This window comes from Limnohabitans sp. MMS-10A-192 (genome assembly GCF_003063335.1).
In the GTDB taxonomy this organism is placed as follows: domain Bacteria; phylum Pseudomonadota; class Gammaproteobacteria; order Burkholderiales; family Burkholderiaceae_C; genus Limnohabitans_A.
In genome coordinates this window covers 387,269-403,437 of sequence record NZ_NERX01000004.1, presented here as the reverse complement: position 1 = coordinate 403,437, position 16,169 = coordinate 387,269, and the positions used below count along the sequence as shown (strand labels likewise).

The 16,169-nt window shown below is 59.4% G+C and carries 19 protein-coding genes and 1 pseudogene; 11 read left to right on the top strand and 9 right to left on the bottom strand.

What is annotated here, in order from left to right:
• The first annotated feature begins 164 nt into the window (after positions 1 to 164).
• A complete protein-coding gene (locus B9Z43_RS11165) occupies positions 165 to 842 on the top strand; it encodes a flavin reductase family protein (RefSeq protein ID WP_233250015.1) in 678 nt (225 codons plus the stop codon).
• Between the two features lie 12 nt (positions 843 to 854).
• Here B9Z43_RS11165 and B9Z43_RS11160 read toward each other — a convergent pair whose 3' ends face one another.
• Positions 855 to 1,442 carry a restriction endonuclease gene (locus B9Z43_RS11160; RefSeq protein WP_108325451.1) on the bottom strand — a complete coding sequence of 196 codons (588 nt, stop codon included), beginning with the start codon at positions 1,440 to 1,442 and terminating at the stop codon, positions 855 to 857.
• 142 nt (positions 1,443 to 1,584) lie between these two features.
• On the opposite strand from B9Z43_RS11160, the gene B9Z43_RS11155 reads away from it, so the two are divergent.
• Positions 1,585 to 2,088, top strand: a complete 504-nt coding sequence (locus tag B9Z43_RS11155) for a cupin domain-containing protein (RefSeq protein ID WP_108325449.1) — start codon at positions 1,585 to 1,587, stop codon at positions 2,086 to 2,088.
• A 69-nt stretch (positions 2,089 to 2,157) separates the two neighbouring features.
• Here the strand turns inward: B9Z43_RS11155 and B9Z43_RS11150 are convergent, their stop codons facing one another.
• The 3 genes from B9Z43_RS11150 to B9Z43_RS11140 are packed head-to-tail and all read right to left on the bottom strand — an operon-like array spanning position 2,158 to position 4,995.
• Entirely contained in the window at positions 2,158 to 3,138 is a 981-nt protein-coding gene (locus tag B9Z43_RS11150) for a tripartite tricarboxylate transporter substrate binding protein (RefSeq protein ID WP_108325447.1), read from the bottom strand.
• Between the two features lie 29 nt (positions 3,139 to 3,167).
• Positions 3,168 to 3,995 carry a 3-keto-5-aminohexanoate cleavage protein gene (locus B9Z43_RS11145; protein ID WP_108325445.1) on the bottom strand — a complete coding sequence of 276 codons (828 nt, stop codon included), beginning with the start codon at positions 3,993 to 3,995 and terminating at the stop codon, positions 3,168 to 3,170.
• A 46-nt stretch (positions 3,996 to 4,041) separates the two neighbouring features.
• Positions 4,042 to 4,995 (bottom strand): 3-hydroxyacyl-CoA dehydrogenase family protein, encoded by a 954-nt coding sequence (locus B9Z43_RS11140; protein ID WP_108325442.1) that lies wholly within the window; start codon positions 4,993 to 4,995, stop codon positions 4,042 to 4,044.
• 88 nt (positions 4,996 to 5,083) lie between these two features.
• Here B9Z43_RS11140 and B9Z43_RS11135 point away from each other — a divergent pair, with 88 nt between their 5' ends.
• The gene (locus tag B9Z43_RS11135; protein ID WP_108325439.1) at positions 5,084 to 5,992 is read left to right on the top strand and encodes a LysR family transcriptional regulator; all 909 of its coding nucleotides are present in this window, start codon (positions 5,084 to 5,086) and stop codon (positions 5,990 to 5,992) included.
• 56 nt (positions 5,993 to 6,048) lie between these two features.
• Entirely contained in the window at positions 6,049 to 6,396 is a 348-nt protein-coding gene (locus tag B9Z43_RS11130; RefSeq protein WP_108325437.1) for a TIGR03643 family protein, read from the top strand.
• On the opposite strand, the gene B9Z43_RS11125 is transcribed toward B9Z43_RS11130, so the two are convergent.
• Positions 6,320 to 7,453: a stealth family protein gene (locus B9Z43_RS11125; protein WP_108325435.1), complete on the bottom strand. Its 1,134-nt coding sequence runs from the start codon at positions 7,451 to 7,453 to the stop codon at positions 6,320 to 6,322. The genes B9Z43_RS11130 and B9Z43_RS11125 overlap by 77 nt on opposite strands.
• Before the next feature lie 229 nt (positions 7,454 to 7,682).
• Positions 7,683 to 7,862 (bottom strand): annotated as a pseudogene (locus B9Z43_RS17400) (hypothetical protein); the annotation flags it as partial.
• Positions 7,863 to 8,255: 393 nt separating this feature from the next.
• On the opposite strand from B9Z43_RS17400, the gene B9Z43_RS11115 reads away from it, so the two are divergent.
• From B9Z43_RS11115 to B9Z43_RS11095, 6 genes are all read left to right on the top strand, one after another.
• The gene (locus B9Z43_RS11115) at positions 8,256 to 9,443 is read left to right on the top strand and encodes a caspase family protein (RefSeq protein WP_158270107.1); all 1,188 of its coding nucleotides are present in this window, start codon (positions 8,256 to 8,258) and stop codon (positions 9,441 to 9,443) included.
• Positions 9,444 to 9,728: 285 nt separating this feature from the next.
• Positions 9,729 to 9,953 carry a hypothetical protein gene (locus B9Z43_RS17055; protein ID WP_146183919.1) on the top strand — a complete coding sequence of 75 codons (225 nt, stop codon included), beginning with the start codon at positions 9,729 to 9,731 and terminating at the stop codon, positions 9,951 to 9,953.
• A 176-nt stretch (positions 9,954 to 10,129) separates the two neighbouring features.
• On the top strand, positions 10,130 to 10,858 hold the full coding sequence (locus B9Z43_RS11110; RefSeq protein ID WP_108325430.1) for a DUF2971 domain-containing protein: 729 nt from the start codon (positions 10,130 to 10,132) through the stop codon (positions 10,856 to 10,858).
• 219 nt (positions 10,859 to 11,077) lie between these two features.
• Positions 11,078 to 11,524 carry a hypothetical protein gene (locus tag B9Z43_RS11105; protein WP_108325428.1) on the top strand — a complete coding sequence of 149 codons (447 nt, stop codon included), beginning with the start codon at positions 11,078 to 11,080 and terminating at the stop codon, positions 11,522 to 11,524.
• The gene (locus tag B9Z43_RS11100; RefSeq protein WP_108325425.1) at positions 11,521 to 11,823 is read left to right on the top strand and encodes a type II toxin-antitoxin system RelE/ParE family toxin; all 303 of its coding nucleotides are present in this window, start codon (positions 11,521 to 11,523) and stop codon (positions 11,821 to 11,823) included. The genes B9Z43_RS11105 and B9Z43_RS11100 overlap by 4 nt, the downstream gene beginning before the upstream one ends.
• A gap of 123 nt (positions 11,824 to 11,946) precedes the next feature.
• Positions 11,947 to 12,474: a heme-binding protein gene (locus B9Z43_RS11095; RefSeq protein ID WP_199222294.1), complete on the top strand. Its 528-nt coding sequence runs from the start codon at positions 11,947 to 11,949 to the stop codon at positions 12,472 to 12,474.
• A 102-nt stretch (positions 12,475 to 12,576) separates the two neighbouring features.
• Here the strand turns inward: B9Z43_RS11095 and cho are convergent, their stop codons facing one another.
• The 3 genes from cho to B9Z43_RS11080 form a co-directional block, all read right to left on the bottom strand.
• A complete protein-coding gene (gene cho, locus B9Z43_RS11090) occupies positions 12,577 to 13,446 on the bottom strand; it encodes an excinuclease Cho (RefSeq protein ID WP_108325419.1) in 870 nt (289 codons plus the stop codon).
• Positions 13,447 to 13,637: 191 nt separating this feature from the next.
• Entirely contained in the window at positions 13,638 to 14,453 is an 816-nt protein-coding gene (locus B9Z43_RS11085) for a 2-keto-4-pentenoate hydratase (protein ID WP_108325417.1), read from the bottom strand.
• Between the two features lie 36 nt (positions 14,454 to 14,489).
• Positions 14,490 to 15,383 carry an MBL fold metallo-hydrolase gene (locus B9Z43_RS11080; protein ID WP_108325414.1) on the bottom strand — a complete coding sequence of 298 codons (894 nt, stop codon included), beginning with the start codon at positions 15,381 to 15,383 and terminating at the stop codon, positions 14,490 to 14,492.
• A gap of 96 nt (positions 15,384 to 15,479) precedes the next feature.
• Between B9Z43_RS11080 and B9Z43_RS11075 the strand changes: the two genes are divergently transcribed.
• Entirely contained in the window at positions 15,480 to 16,160 is a 681-nt protein-coding gene (locus B9Z43_RS11075) for a transglutaminase family protein (RefSeq protein WP_108325412.1), read from the top strand.
• Positions 16,161 to 16,169: the final 9 nt, after the last annotated feature.

Genomic DNA, 16,169 nt, shown 5'->3' with positions numbered 1-16,169 from the left:
CCCGGACTCGATCCGGGGTCCATAGAGGCTGAAGAATGGATCCCGCATCCAGTGCGGGATGACAAACACCAAATGCATCACGCATCCATTGTGGGATGACAAATCCCCAATGCATCGCCTGACACGGGCTCAGTTGGCTTTGGTCTGAAACAGCTGTCATCGTCATGACTGGTCATGCCCGAAACCCGCACTACAGTGCAGGCATGACGCATTTTTACGAACCCCGCCTGGGCCACGGCCTGAAACACGATCCTTTCAACGCCATCGTCGGCCCGCGCCCGATCGGTTGGGTGTCGAGCCGCAATGCCAGCGGGGGGCTCAATCTGGCGCCCTACAGTTTTTTCAGCGCTTTCAACTACGTGCCGCCGCTGATTGGCTTTTCCAGCATTGGTCGCAAGGACACGCTGAACAACATCGAGGCCACCGGCGAGTTTGTCTGGAACCTGGTCACGCGGCCCTTGACCGAGGCGATGAACAAGACCTGCGATGCGGTGCCGCCGGAGGTCAGCGAGTTCGATGTGGCAGGCCTCACCCCGCAAGCGTCACGCATCGTCAGCGTGCCCCGCGTGGCCGAAAGCCCGGTCAGCTTCGAGTGCAAATGCACCCAGATCCTGCAGATGGAAGGCATCGATGGCCAAAAGGTCAACACCTGGATGATCTTTGGCCAGGTGGTGGGCGTGCACATCGATGAGCGATTGCTCAAGGACGGCATTTACGACACAGCCAACGCCCAGCACGTTTTGCGCGCTGGTGGGCCGGCGGACTATTTCACCATCGGGCCTGAGCAGTTGTTCAAGCTCTACCGGCCCGAAAGCTGGCAGGGCACGCTGCCCAAAAAGTAAAGCACCCGCTGCTCAGGCCTTGTTGGCTTGGCCAGCGTCGTGCACCAGTTGCGCGATCTCGGTGGGGCCCAACAACTGCAGCGGGTGTTGCTGCGCCAAGGCCACAGCGGCTGGGCTGAAGGACCCCAAACTCATGCAGCTGCACGAGAAGGCCTCTTGGCTCTCAACAGCGGCCAACAGTTCACGCAAGGGCTCGGCCCCCACGCTGGCGGCTTTCCAGCGTTTGGCGCTGACCAAGGTGATGCGGCCGTTTTTCTCAATCTTAAAATCTGCGGGGCCATTGTTCAGCGGGCGAACCTCAAAACCTTGCTTGCGCAAAGCGGTTTCGACCACGGCCGCAAATTCGCGCCAGGCCATGGCTCGGGCCTGCCCTGTGAGCGCGTCGATGCGATCGTTTGACAGTGCGTTTCTTTGCCGCCAGGCGGCCATGACGCCGATGACCAAAAACGGAAAGCCGCCCAGCATGCCCGCTGTTTTGTAGGCATCGGGCAACAAGGCACCGGCCGCCAAGGCCACCGCCAGCATCACCACAAAGCTCACCCACCATGGGGCGCGCAACAAGGTCGCGAACAGCGACTTTTCAGACATTTTCAATTTCATGGTCAGCTCAAATGAGGTTTACCGCAACACCCCACTGCAACTTCAGCTTGGCCACGGCACGCCAGTGTAGTAGGCCGCGCGACAGGCCCCATTGCCCCTGCGTGCTAAAGTGAATTCAACGTCACTTGCGCAGGTTTCAACCATGACCCATTCTCACGACCCCAGCCCCACACACGAGCACACCGAGACCGACTGGAAGCACGATGGCGTGCGCGTGGTGCCAGGCGATCAGCTGGACGGCAACGTGCCCTCCACCCCCGGCATGGACCGCAAAGCGGCCATCAACTTTGCCCGCGTCGGCGCCCAAAAACTTTGGGCCGGCACGGTGCACATCCACCCCAATGCCAAAACAGGTGCACACCACCATGGGCCTTTGGAGAGCGTGATCTATGTGGTCAAGGGCCGCGCCCGCATGCGCTGGGGCAATGCACTGGAGTTCACCGCCGAAGCTGGACCGGGTGATTTCATTTACGTGCCGCCCTATGTGCCGCATCAGGAAATCAATGCCAGCGCAGACGAAACGCTCGAATGCGTGCTGTGCCGCAGCGACGGCCAGGCGGTGGCGGTCAACATGGACATCGAGCCCGCCGAAAAACCAGAGACCGTGCTCTGGATCGACCCCACCCATCCGCAAGGCGGGGTCTGAACACTGCCCTTCACGCGGGCTCTGTGCGTCTCACCCGGCCAGGCGGCCGGGTGTTTTCGTGAGCGCCAATCAGTCCAGCGTCACGCCGGCATTCTTGACGACTTGGCCCAGGCGAATGGACTCTTTGCGGATCAACTCACCAAACTGCTGAGACGTGCCGCCCACCACCGGCGTGCCGATGGCTTCCCACTTTTTCTTGAATTCGGCGTCGTTGAAAATCGCGTTCAACGTGGTGTTGAGCTTTTGCACGATGGGCGCAGGGGTGCCCGCACGCACCGCGATGCCGTGCCAGCCCGTGATCTCATAACCGGCAATGCCCGCTTCCATCATGGTCGGCACATTGGGCAGCGAGGGGTGGCGCTTGGCCGAGGTCACCGCCAAAGGCTTGAGCTTGCCGCCCTGGATGTGCGGCAGTGAGCTGCCCAAGATGTCGAACATCACCTGCACCTGACCGCCGATCAAGTCGTTGAGTGCGGGGCCCGCGCCACGGTAAGGGATGTGCGAGATGTTGGTGTTGACTTGGGTGTTGAAAATCTCGCCGGCCAAATGCTGGGGCGTGCCGTTGCCCGCCGAGGCGAAGGCCAATTTGCTGTCGGGCTTTTGCGCCAGGGCAACCAGTTCCTTGACGTTGTTCACTGGCACGCTGGGGTGCACTTCCAGCACCAAGGGGAAGGACGAGATCTGGATCACAGGGGCCAGATCGGTCATGGGCACAAAGGGCATGCTGCGGTACAGCGTGGGGTTCACGGCCATGGGGCCGCTGGCGGCCAGCAGCATGGTGTAGCCGTCCGCTGGCGCTTGCTTGGCCACTTCGGCGCTGCCCAGGTTGCCGCCTGCGCCGCCTTTGTTGTCCACGATCACGGTGACGCCCAGGCGCGTGCTCAATTCACTTTGCAGCATGCGCGCCATCAGGTCGGTCGGGCCGCCCGGTGGGTAAGGCACCACAAAGCGGATGGTTTTGCTGGGGTAGTTGTCCTGGGCCAGCGCGGGCAATGCGGTGGCACCCAAAAGGGCCGCTGAGAGTGCTGCGACGAAAGTGCTGCGTTTCATGGTGTTGTCTCCTGTAGAAATGGGAAAGCTCAAGCGGCAAAAAAAGCTTCACGCGCTTGGGCTGCGGTGTAAAGGCTGCGACCCAGCACGCGGGCCGAGTCGGCGATCTGACGCACCAAGGCGGCGTTGTCCGGGGCCACTTGGCCGTTGTTGAGCAAGAGGTTGTTTTCAAAACCCACCCGCGCATGGCCGCCCAAGGCCACAGCGGTGGTGGCGCAAGCGTGCTCGCCTGCGCCAAAGGCGCACATGGACCAGGGCTCGGTACCGGTGTGGGCCATCACAAAAGGCAAGAGGTCTTTGGCCTCCGAGGTCTGGCCTACCGAATAACGGCCCAGCACAAACAAGAGCGACCAAGGCGCATCGGGGATCACGCCTTGCGCCCGCAGGGCTTGCCAGCGCTGCAGGTCGGCCACGTCGTACACGATGACTTGGGTCATCACACGCTCTTTGGCCAACCAGCCAAAGAACTGGGCCAGACCGGCCTCGCCGATCTCGGGCTGGTCCACTTCGCGCAGACCCACCGACACGGCTTCGGGCTTGAGCGCGGTGACCATGGCGATTTGCTCAGGCGCCTTGTACACACGCGCCGCTTCGCTGGTGATCTGGATGATGAGTTCATCCCCCACCGCCGCCTTGACCGCTTGCTGCGCATCGCGGTAGCCCTGCACGTCGAGGCTGTGGCGGCCCTCTGCGTCGCGGATGTGCATGTGGATCATGGCCGCACCGGCATCCAGGCACTGCTTGGCGGTTTTCCCCAGCTCCGTTGCAGTGATGGGCAGGGCCGCGTGGTCAGGGCGCTGCTTGTAGGCGCCATTGGGCGCGACGGTGATCAGCAGAGGATGCGAAAAAACAGCCATGGGTTTGCCTTGTCAAAAACGGGGGGAGGACATCAATCGTGGGGAATCAATCAAGCGGGTTCAGCGGCGGCAGCTCAGAGGCCAGCAAATCCAGGCCCTGGCGCAGCAAGCGGTCGTAGCGCTCGCGCTCGGCCTTTTGGGTTTCGGGCGTCCAGGTAAAAAAGCCCTGCCCCGTCTTCATGCCCAGGTCACCCCGAGCCACGCGCTCTTGCAACACGCGGGCGGGCTCGGCGTTCACCGCCAAGCTGGGGTACATGCTGGCGGCGGCGGCGGTATGCACTTCCAGACCGGCATGGTCACGTTGCATGACCGGGCCAGCGGCCAAAAACCGAAAGCCAAACCCAAAGCGCACGGCCGCGTCCACGTCTTCGGGCGAGGCCACGCCTTCGTCGATCAGGGCGAAGGCTTCACGCGCCAGAGCGTGCTGCATGCGGTTGGCCAAAAAGCCGGGCTTGTCCTTGCGCACCAACACCGGCACGCTGCCGCAGCCGCGCATGAAGTCGCACAGTTGTTCGGCTTGCTGCAAGTCGGACTGGGGGCCGAGCACCACCTCCACGAGCGGCACCAAATGCGCGGGCATGAAAAAGTGCAGACCCAACATGCGCTCGGCCGTGGGCAAGCCCTGGGCAATGGCGCTGATCGGGAAGCTGGAGCTGTTGCTGCACAGCAGGGTCTCGGGCGCGGCCAGTTGCGCCAAGCGCGCAAACAGGGTTTGCTTGAGCGGCAGCTTTTCTGGAATGCACTCGATCAAAAGGCTCACACCGGGCCAGCTCACATCGCTCAGGTCGGCCACGGCTTGGACTCGCTCGGTGCGGTGCGCCATGCCCAAAGGCTCCAGGTTGTGGCGCACGTGTGCGGCCAGTGCTTGGCGCTTGGCCGCATCGGGCTCGATGACGGTGACCTGGCTGCCACCACGGGCCAGCACGATGGCCACGTCCATGCCCATGGTGCCGCCGCCGACGACCACGGTGCGGGCTTGTGAAGGGTGTGAAGAAATCATGAAACGCGCATTTGTCTATGAGAATGCGCCGAGTCTAGGAAGGCCCCATTGCCTCGTCCAGCCGTTTTTTTCTATAAACTGATCTGTAATGCATATCAATTGGACACCCCGCGATCTGGACATCTTTCTGGTGCTGGCCGAAACCGGTAGTTTCAGGCGCACGGCAGCGCAAGTGCATTTGTCGCAATCGGCGGTGTCGGGTGTGATTGCCCGGCTTGAAGATGCGCTGGGCACCCGCCTGTTTGACCGCACCACACGCAGCGTGCACCTGACGGCCGCAGGCCAGGTGTTCGTGGAACAAGCCAAACTGCTCAACGCCCAAACCCACGAGGCCGTGCAACGCGTGCTGCACATCACGCAAATCCAGTCGGGCAAAGTGAGCCTGGCGGCCCTGCCCTCGCTGGCGGCCACGGTGGTGCCGCGCGTGATGGCCCGCTATGCCGAGCAACACCCGGAGATTGCGCTGCAATTGCACGACACCTTGTCTGGCCCTGCTTTTGACCTGGTGCGCGCAGGCACGGTGGACTTTGCGCTCACAGCGGCCAACCCCGACTACGCAGACCTGGACTACACGCCTTTGTCGGCCGATGGTTTTGTCTTGCTGATTCCCTTGAACCACCGCCTGGCCAAAGGCAAAACCCCTTTGAACTGGCTGCAGGTGGCCGAACTGACGCACATCTCGATGCCGCTGCCCGCCAGCGTTCGCCAGTACGCCAATGCGGCTTTCATCGAACACCGCATCGCCTTTCAGCCGCGCTACGAAGTCGAGCACATCGCCACCATCCACGCCATGGTCAAAGCCGGCCTGGGCGTGGCCGCTCTGCCCGAGCTGGCTGCGGCCTTTGTGCAGCAAGAAGGCGTGCTCACCCGCCGCCTGACGGGCCCGGACATCCAGCGCCCGCTGGGCGTGGTCACCCGCCGAAACCGCAGCCTGTCACCGGCCGCGCAAGAGATGGTGCGCATGCTGCGGCAAGAGACCACGGCCTTGCTGCCGTGAAATCGCCAAGCCACACCTTTGACCTCAAAATCCATTCTTTCCCGCAAAGTTCCCCAATGACACCAGCAACAGCCCGACTCTGCGACTTGGCACAAGCCGATGTGTCCACCATCATCGCCATGGCCTGGCAGGACGACACGCCATTCGAGGCCATTGCCGCGCAGTTTGGGCTGAGCGAGCCAGCGGTGATTGAATTGATGCGCGGGTCGCTCAAAACACGGTCGTTCCGGGTTTGGCGCATGCGGGTGCGCGGCCGTACGGCCAAACACCAAACCCGTCAAATCAGCGCCCAAGGAGATCAGGACAAGGTGAGCCCAGGTGACTTGCTCAAGCAAGCTTTGAGCGAAGCGCAGGAGACGTTTCCTTTGCCGCCATCGCCTCTGAGCCGCGAATCTCTGCGCTGAAATCCTCGGCGTGCTGAACGCCGGTCAGCAAAGCAGCAGGGTTTTCAAACCCCGAAGGGCTGGGCAAGATCGACTCCAAGACCATGAGCACGTTCTGCAAACGCGGGTCGTTGGCATGTGCATCGTCGGTGGTGTCGTTGATGCAAAAAAATTCCAACGCTCCAAACTCGGCCACCAGCGCCTGCAGTTGTGCGTCTTGATCGGCCTCGCCCGTCGAGACATACCGGTGGCGGTAAGGCCGCACACTGGCCACGCCATGCGCCAAGGCCCAGCGCAACACAAAGTCCGAGACGATGGTGGGCTTGTCCCAGCTGCGAAACACGGTGGACCGCACGGCGGCAAACAACTCGGGCGCCGTGTCCTCGAGCTCCAGCAAGATGGACTTGAGCATGGGTCGGGGTGAATGCGCAAAGGTGCGGAAGGTGCTTTGGTACAGCGGGTCTTGCTCGCGCAAGGCCGCTTTGCCCGATCGGGCTTTGTCGCTCAGCCACTGGATGGACAGGCGGCAAGCGTTTTCCAGCGAGGTGGCGTCCATGCGCATGGCTTCGTCGGTGACTTCCGGGTCGTCCGACCACGTGACATGAAAGCCGCCGGGATGGAACCAGTCATCCAGGCGCACCGGCGCGCCAAAAAACACGTCGTCGTTCAAATAGAAATAGCGTTCAGACAAACCGGGGATGTGGTGAATCCAGGACTCGATGTGCCCCGAATCAAAGGTGGGCAAGGACGCTTCGGGCATCAGGTCACGGTGGTCCACCAGCGTCAACCGGTCCGAGGGGCGCAGCCAATCGGGGGCCTGGGCGTCGGTGACGATGTACACATGGCCGTGGTCGGGGAAAAACTTCTCCAGCGCGCGCAGGCTGTAACGCAGCTCGTGGTTGTCGCGAAAACGGCCCTCCACATTGCTGTAGCGCGCCATGGCTGCGCTGGAGTCATGGGCCAGCTGCTGCAAAGCCGTCTGGCGCTTGGCACGCCAATTCGAATCGTTGCCGTCGACCCACAGATAAACGATGTCGATGGGCGAATCTGGGGCTTGGTAGTCTTGGTTTTGCGGCACCGGTGGAGTCTAGCAGCGGGGCCAAGGGGCTGGGCAATACCCCTGCAGTGGCCATGGCGCGGGTTGATCGGGTCTATCGCCCGCGTCACGTAAATTCGGAAATGGCCTCTTGCAGCTCGAACAGTTCGGTGATGGCTTGGCCAAATGAGCGGGTGCAGGCGATTTGTTTTTTAGGCGAGTTCATGGGCTGCAGGTCGAGTGCGGGCTAGCTGCCGTGTTCGCGCAGCTGGGCTGCGCCCATTTTGATGCCCAGTGCTTTGGCCACGTCAGAGCAGGCAATGGCGCAGCCGTCGTTGTTGGAGAGGACGACGAGCGGGCGGTATTGCCGCCAGGGCTAGAAAACGCGTTCGCAGCTGCAGTAGAAGTTGTTGCAGTCGATGAGGGTGAGTTGAGGTTTGGGGGTGGGCATGGGGTCGCCGGATTGTGTATGGATGAACCGTATATCGAGGCGATCAGGCTGTGGCGGACAAAGCTGGTTTGTAGCTAATTTGGGGGCATTTTGTCGCTATAGTTGGAAGCTTCTGCTGTGCCAGTGGGTACGGGAGGGTAATTGCAAGGGCCGGGTGCCGAGGTTGAATTGAAACCCATGGCGCAAGGCGATTGCAACGATTTCAACAAAAAGCTGTGTGGACGCGGACCGGGGTTTTGCACTGTGTTGACGGACATGTACGTTCATCGTGTGACCGTCATGCGGACTGCCATGAAAGGCTCTGGCGCCCACGACGCTTCCAAATTCGTACCAACCTGAAGTTTTGCGAAATCGGGTTGGTATTGATTTGGGCAGTTGCAACAATGTATGACTATGAAAAACCTGATTCGATTTGTAGTGCTTTGCCTGTTGGGTTGGGGAAGTGCTTGCGCCCAGAGTAATTTGCCTGCTTGTCAGGGTAGTGATGTAACTAGGTGGCGTAATTGCTTTGGTACTGTCGCCTTTTCTGATGGCGGTATATTTGTTGGTGAGGTCAAGGATGGGAACAACCGCAGCGGGAAAGGTATTTACACCTATGCTAATGGCGATAAATATATTGGTGATTTTTCTTATGGCAACCGCAACGGGCAAGGTACTCTATATGCCCCAAACGGCTCAATCGTTAATCAAGGTATTTGGGCTAACAATAACTTTGTCAGCTCTGCACCAGTACAGCAAGCAGCCACACCCAACAGAGAAATAGAAAGACTTCGTGCAGAAGCAGAAGAAGCTAAACGCAAACAAGCACAAGCCGAAGCAGAACTGAGACTTGCTCAACAGCAAGCCACACAAACAACACCCATTTCGCCAACCACGACCCCATCAGCAGTCCCTACGGGTAAGCGTGTCGCGCTGGTCGTTGGGAATAAAAACTACAAAGTCCGCCCACTCGCCAACCCGCTGAACGATGCAGATGACATGTCTCGCTCACTGCGCACCAGTGGGTTTGAGGTGATTGACCTCAGAGACGCAACACTCCAACAGATGCGTTCAGCTGTTCGCCAGTTCGGTGACAAACTCCTGAGCTCCGATGTTGGCTTGGTTTATTACTCTGGGCATGGTGTGGAGGTCAAGGGCCGTAACTACTTCATTCCAGTCAATGCAGACATACAGCGTGAAGATGAGATTACCGACCAAGGACTGGATGTGTCCTTGGTCTTGGAGAAAATGAGCACCGCAGGCAAGGGCGTCAACATCCTCATCGTTGATGCTTGCCGGGATGACCCCTTTGGCCGGAGCTTTCGCTCAGCATCAAGGGGTCTTGCGCAGATGGATGCGCCAAGAGGAACCATCATTGCCTACGCAACATCACCCGGAAAGGTGGCATCTGATGGTGATCCTAGAGAGCGTAATAGTCCGTACACAAAGCATCTTGTGAAGGCCATGCAGTCGCCCAATAAACCGATTGAACAAGTGTTCAAAGAAGTACGCCGGGCTGTGCAGGAAGAAACCAAGAATCAGCAGACCCCTTGGGAGAACACAAGCTTGAGCGGTGATTTTTATTTCAAGGTTTTGCGATAGGCGCCGCTCGAACTAAGTACGCCATACCGAGCGCGCCCATCGACAGCGTCACGCACAACGCCCTAAAAAAACCTCGCCCACATTGTGGGCGTCGTTGTCGTTTACGCCTTGGCCCAACTTCAGCCCTAGCTGGTCATCAGGCACGCGAACCTACCGATGCAGACATAAGCCAAGCGAAAATCCGAAGGCAAAAATCTGGACCGCCCGGAGGAGGAGTTCAAGAATTACAAGCTGGACAAGCACACCAGATGAAAAAAATCACTTTCTGAAAATAATCGCTTTTTTATGATCCCATCTGGAGCCTATGCTTCTGATGTTTGCAACGATAAGAAAGAGCGTGAAAGCACTGTCATTGAAATTACCTGCCGTATGTCTTTAGAGTTGGATATAAAAATGACGCATCCAATGATGGCATCATTTTTAAAACACGTGGAGATGGATAATGAATTGTGCAATTTTCCAGCCACACCAAGCCATCATAAATTTATTAAAAAATCACTAAACGACTAAGATACCTGCATGGGCAAATTATGGTTTTAATCAAGAAAAGGCAGAAATAAAAAATACTGGCAAATTTCCTAAATAATCTAAAACCGGATATTGCAGAACAAGATACGAAATGTATGGACCGAATTCGAAACCTTTTTTTCCGTTAGAAAATAATTAAACCCTCCTGGAAAATTTTAATGTATCAACATCGACCAGATTTAGATCAGCCAAAAGACGAGGTGGTTTTATGGCGTTACTTCACACTTGTGAAGTTTGAGAAACTCATCAAAGATCAATCGATATTTTTTTGCAGGGCGGATAAGTTCGATGACCCACTTGAGGGACGAACCCCAAGAGGAACTGTTCGTGAAATGTATAGATCTTCCCCTCCGTTTGTAGCCGGTGCCGTTCAGATGGTTCGGGACATGTTTCGAGGAAAAACATACGTATCGTGTTGGCGGGAAGACCAAGAAGAATCACAAGCTATGTGGTCAAGTTATGCAGCTAACGCGACTGGTGTTGCTGTAAAGACCACAGTTGGTCGTTTGAAATCGTCTATTACGGCAGAAGAGTCGTTTGTCCTAGCTAGGGTGCGGTATTTGGATTTTGATTCTCATCCAAATGTCAATGACATCCACCAACAAATGCTTATTAAAAGCCTTGATTTTCAAGGCGAGTCAGAAGTAAGGTTGATTCACTTGACAGATGTCGCTGGCGGACGGCTGGATGAGGTTATGCAGCCCAAAACAGAACCAGGTATAAATCTGAAGACGAATCTCTGCGATCTTATGGAAGAGGTCGTAATGGGAGCCAATGCGTCCGAATCTGATATGAAAAGTGTAAAAAGAGGACTAGTAGAAATCAACTGTTTAGCCAAGCTACGCATGTCCAATTTAGGACAGTCAAGTCCCACTCGCAAAGGCTGAAGTTGAGCGTTTGATGTTTGCCGCCGCTTGATATTGCAGAGATTCGCGTGGCACACAAGATACCGAGTCCCAACTCCCCCCCAGCGTCAACACCCCTGCGACCGAATCGGCACTGAAAAACCCCGCATTAAACGCTAACAGACCTCGCAAAATTGCACACCTCCTTGAATTTATGCACAATCAACCTTGTTTTTAAGCGCAACATATAAGGATTCCAGCATGCAAAGCATCACCCTAGAGCAGCTGCGTACTGCAAACGACGCCGGCGGTGTGTCGGGCGTAACCTTGAAAGGGCAAGGCGGGGCGTTCCTGGTTCAGATCGACACCCGTAGCGGCTCAGGTGCCCTGCTATCAAAGGCACGCAGCACCGAGCCGCGCCGCTTTGGCAATCCGCTGACGGCGTTCAATGTGTTGCGTGAAATTGGCATCACAGTGGGCCAGTTCGACGCGACCGACTACGACCCGTCCGACAAAGAGCCAAGTACGGGTAACCGAGGCAGGGCCATCGCCATGCGCGGCGCACACGAAGCCGCCGCCTATAACCAGTGGCTGGCCAGCGAAATTCAAGCATCGCTGGACGACCCGCGACCGAGCATTGCCCATGATGAAGTCATGGCCGACATGGACGCCGACCTGAACGCCTTGAGTCAGAAAATAGGAGCATGACGCAGCCGCTTTTTCGCGTCGAATGGCGTCCGATGGCCCGCGAAGACTTGCGAGCCATAGTGCGCTACATCGGCAAGGACAAACCAACGCGAGCCCAGAGCTTCGGCCAAGAATTGCGCGACAAGACCGGGAGGCTGGCACAGCATCCACAGCTTGGCCGACAGGGCCGGCCGGGTTTGCCAGAATGGTTGCGCGAACTGGTGGTGCACCCGAACTACATCGTGTTTTACCGCGTGCTGTCAGATACCCGAACCGTCGAAATTTTGAGAGTGAAACACGCAGCGCAACAAATGCCATAAGGTGCGTGCGCCAGCGGACCGACGCCTGGCCCTTCCATTTGCTTGAATACCCCCACACCCGTTTGCAAGCGAGCTTTTATGCGCTGGTTTTTTTCTGTTCTGTTCCTTTTTTGTGGAGCCGCCATGGCCGTTGAAGAACCGCGTTACACCGTGCTCGTTTCAGACCCACCTTTTGAGGTGCGCCGCTACGCCGCCTTCACGGTGGCCCAAACGCAAATCCAGGGCGACTTTGACGCTGCAAGCCGCAGCGGCTTTCGGCGGATTGCGTCTTACATCTTTGGCGACAACCTGCAAGCCGGGTTGGGTGCACAGCGCAAGATTTCGATGACCGCGCCCGTCACCGTGGTGCCCGAAGATCAAGGTTGGCGCGTGCATTTTGTGATGCCGTCGGCCGAAAGCGTGCAGACGCTGCCCCAACCGCTCAACCCGCAAATCGAGCTGCGCCCCGTGCCCGAGCACGATGTGGTGGCCGTGGGCTTTAGCGGCTTCACCACGCAGGCGAGCATTCAAGAACAAACCGGGCGGCTTAAGGCTTGGGCACAAGCACGCCAACTCAAGCTCAGCCCCAGAGCCCAAATCGCCCGCTACGACGACCCCTTCACGCTGCCGTGGAATCGGCGCAATGAAATCCTGATCGACCTGCTGCCTTGAGAGAGGGCCTGTGCGTCCTGGCCCAATGCATGTGTCAACGGTCATGGATCCCGGATCAAGTCCGGGATGACAAACCGGAGGGGTGCTTCTAAAGCGTGCACCCTACAACGCCAAAATCTCCACGCTCTGCGTGAGCAGCGGTCGGCACAGGATTTTGTAGCCGTCGGCGTCAAAGCCTTCAGCCACCTGACTTGCCACTTGGCTGAGCTGGTGCGCGGCTTCGGGGTTGGGCGCGCTGCCCAGGTAGCACCAGTGGTTGACGACGTGGATTTGCGTGAGTTCTTCATCGCGCTCGACCAAGCCCACCGCGCCCGGGTAAGGCCAGCATTCCACGCGCAGCGCCAGCAAGCTGGTGAACAGCCGCTCGCGGTGCGCCTGTGGGCTTTCATCGCCTCGGCATACACCGGCGCATTGGCGGATGGCGGCCCTGAAGCAGGCTTTGCCAGGGGGCAGTTTTTCCAGGCCCAGCGGGCCGTAGCACAGCTTGTTTTGGTCAGCGATGGCGCGCAGCGCGTCGAGTGCGGCATGGCGGCTGGCAAACAGGCCGTACAAATCGGGCTGCGCGGCAAAGTCGATGTCTTTGGAATACACCACCTCGGGGACCCCGTCGCTCACGCGCAGGCTGCACAGTTGTTTGTTGCGGCGCAGCTTCTGGTTGAACAGCGGGTGCTGGGCCTTGATCATTTGCGCTTCGAGCAAGAGCGCGCCGATCTCGCCCGCCGTGCGGATGTGGCTGATGCGCTGGGTCTGGCGCAGCATGCGCGCCTCGTCGGGCGTGCGCAGGTGCGACAGCAGGCGGGCGCGGATGTTGATGCTTTTGCCGATGTACAGCGGCAAGTCGCCCTCTTGGCCGTGGAAGGTGTAGACGCCTGCGCCCGTGGGCGCGTCTTCGATCGCTTCGCGCAGGTGCTGGGGGTATTCGTAGATCCGGCTTTCTTCAAAGTCGTCTCGGCGGCGGCGGGGCAAAGGCATGGTGGTGGATGGGCCAAACAGGGCAGGATGCGAAGAGCGCCAGAGGGGGTCAGAACTTGGCCCCAAAACACTGGTTATATTTACAGTATACTGAACGGGTCATGCTTTCCGCAGTTGCCTGACATGCTTGATTTGCGCCCCCTGCCTTGCGGCTCGGGGCGCTTTTTTATGCCTTGCGTTGAGCCCAGGGTTCAGCACATGCGGGCGCTCAAGCTGCCCAGCGGCGCAGAAAACTCGGCGCGCCAGTGTTCACCCACTTGCAGCGGCCAAGCGTCTGTCCAGGTGCCGGTGGTGATCACGTCGCCCGCTTGCAGGTCCACCGCGCCGGGGCATTGGCGCAGTTCTTTCAAAAAGTGGTGCAAGGCGTTGAGCGGGCTGTCGAGCACGTTGGTGCCGGTGCCCTGCTCCACCGCCTGGCCGTTTTTGAACAGCGTGACCTGGGACTGCGCCAGCAGGGTGTGCAAGGCCTGTGCATCGGCGGCCAGTTGCTGAACGGGCAGGCGCTGGCCCACCAGCAGGCGGGCGTGCAGGCCGCTGTCGGCCATGGTGTCGGTGGCGGTGAACTTCCAGTCCAGGCAGTGCGACTGCACGACCTCAAAACCCGGTGCGATCCAGTCGATGGCTTCGAACAGCTCCTGCAGGTTGGCGTTGGCCGCTGGCGTGATCTTCATGCCGAAGACGATTTCGGGCTCCAGCCGGGGCTGGCAGGTGTGGGTCAGGTCGATGCTGCCCTCGGCAGACCCCGATGCGGCGGGCTCGGCAACGCTAAGGCCTGTGTCCCAGACCGTGCCCCACATGGGGCCAAACACCTCGTAGCGTTGCCACAGCGTGCGGTTGGTGAATCCAATTTTGTAGCCCTTGGCCACTTCGCCGCGCTGCTGGCGCAACTGGCGCACGGCCAGGGCTTTCTGGTAGGCCGCCGCCGTGTCGGGGCCGCCCACCACGCCGGGGGCCTGGCCCCACAAACGGGCTTGGTCGTGGTGTTGCAAGAGTTGTTCGGGGCTCATGTTCGGTCTCCGGTCATAGAGGTTGAAATGTGAAGGTCAAACAGCCACATAGCGGCCATCGTCCAGCGCATGGATTTGCCCTTGCGCCTGCAGCTCGGCCAAGTGCATGCCAATGGTGTTGCGCTCGGCGCAGGGCACAAAGGGCACGTCGTAGCCTTGCGGGTACAGCAGGCGGCGGTCCACCAGCTCGTCCAGGCTGTGCGGGCTTTGCAGGTAGCCCAGCAGTTGCGCGCTGCGCTCGTCGATCTTGCTGGCAAAGCGGGCCAAATCGGCCAAGAACTGAGCCCGGTCGGTGATCACCGCTTTGTGGTGCGAGGTGGCCCAGATGCGGGCGTCCAGCTCGGCGACTTTCTTTAAGGTTTGCCGAAAGTCACTCAGGCTGGAGGTGGCGTCGCCGTAATACGGGCCAAAGCCGCTCAGGTCGATGTCGCCAATGAAGGCCAGGCCTTCGCTCTCGACCACCAGGGCGCAGTGGCCTGCGGTGTGACCCGGCAGGTGGTGCGCCCGCACGCGCACGCCGCCGCCCAGGTCCCAGACAGCGCCGTCGGTGTAGCCAGTGGCGTCGGGCCGGGGTTGGTAATGGAAGTCCTTTTGCACAATGGCGTGCATGGCGTCCAGCACCTCGGCGGGGTAACCGTAGTGTTGGCACAGGCCGTCCCACGATTGGGCCGCCGCCAAGTCGGCCTCGTGCACCTGCACGCGGGCTTGGGGCAGGCGGTGCAGCCCCGCCATGTGGTCTTCGTGCACATGGCCCAGGATGACCAGGTCCACCGTGTCCAGCTCGGGGCCAATGCGGTTGGCCACCTCGGGCGTGTCAAAGGCCACCCGCATGTCAGCGCCCTGCACAATCAGCTGGTTGCCGTCGGGGTATTTGCCCGATTTCTCTCCCAGGTGCACCCGCACCGCTCCAAAATTCAACACCGACGCCATTAGGGCCCTTCCTGAACAGCGCCCCATCCAGGGCGCGACAAGCCACTATAGCCAGCGTGACAGACCGGCGCTGGCACACGCGCTACAGTGATCCGCATGACCGACGACTTGCCCTCCCCCGCCACGCTGGCCGCCACGGCCTTGATCGACAGCGACCACCCGAATGTGATCGCTTTGGCGCGCCAGCACGCGCAAGGCGCCACCGACCGCGAACGCGCGGTGTCTCTGTACCTGGCGGTGCGCGACCATTTCCGTTACGACCCCTACCGCATCGAGCTGTCCACCGAAGGCATGCGCGCCAGCTCGGTGATTGCCCAGGGCTCGGGCTGGTGTGTGCCCAAAGCGGCCTTGATGGCGGCGGCTTGCCGCGCCGCAGGACTGCACGCCCGACTGGGTTACGCCGATGTGCGCAACCACCTGAGCACCGAGCGCTTGCGCCAAACCATGCAGACCGATGTGTTCATCTGGCACGGCTATGCCGACATCTGGCTGGACGGCCAATGGGTCAAGGCCACACCCGCTTTCAACATTGAGCTGTGCGACAAGTTCGGCCTGCTGCCGCTGGAGTTTGATGGGCGAAACGATTCGATTTACCACCCGTTCGACAAATCAGGCAATCGGCACATGGAGTACGTGAAACAGCGCGGCACCTTTGACGACATGCCGCTGGCGCAGATCGTGGCGGATTTTCAGACGGTGTATGGCAGCTGGATGGGCAGCCAACAAGCGTTGGACAGTGCTGACTTTCAGAAAGACGTGGACACAGAAACCCGTTGAGCAAGCCCC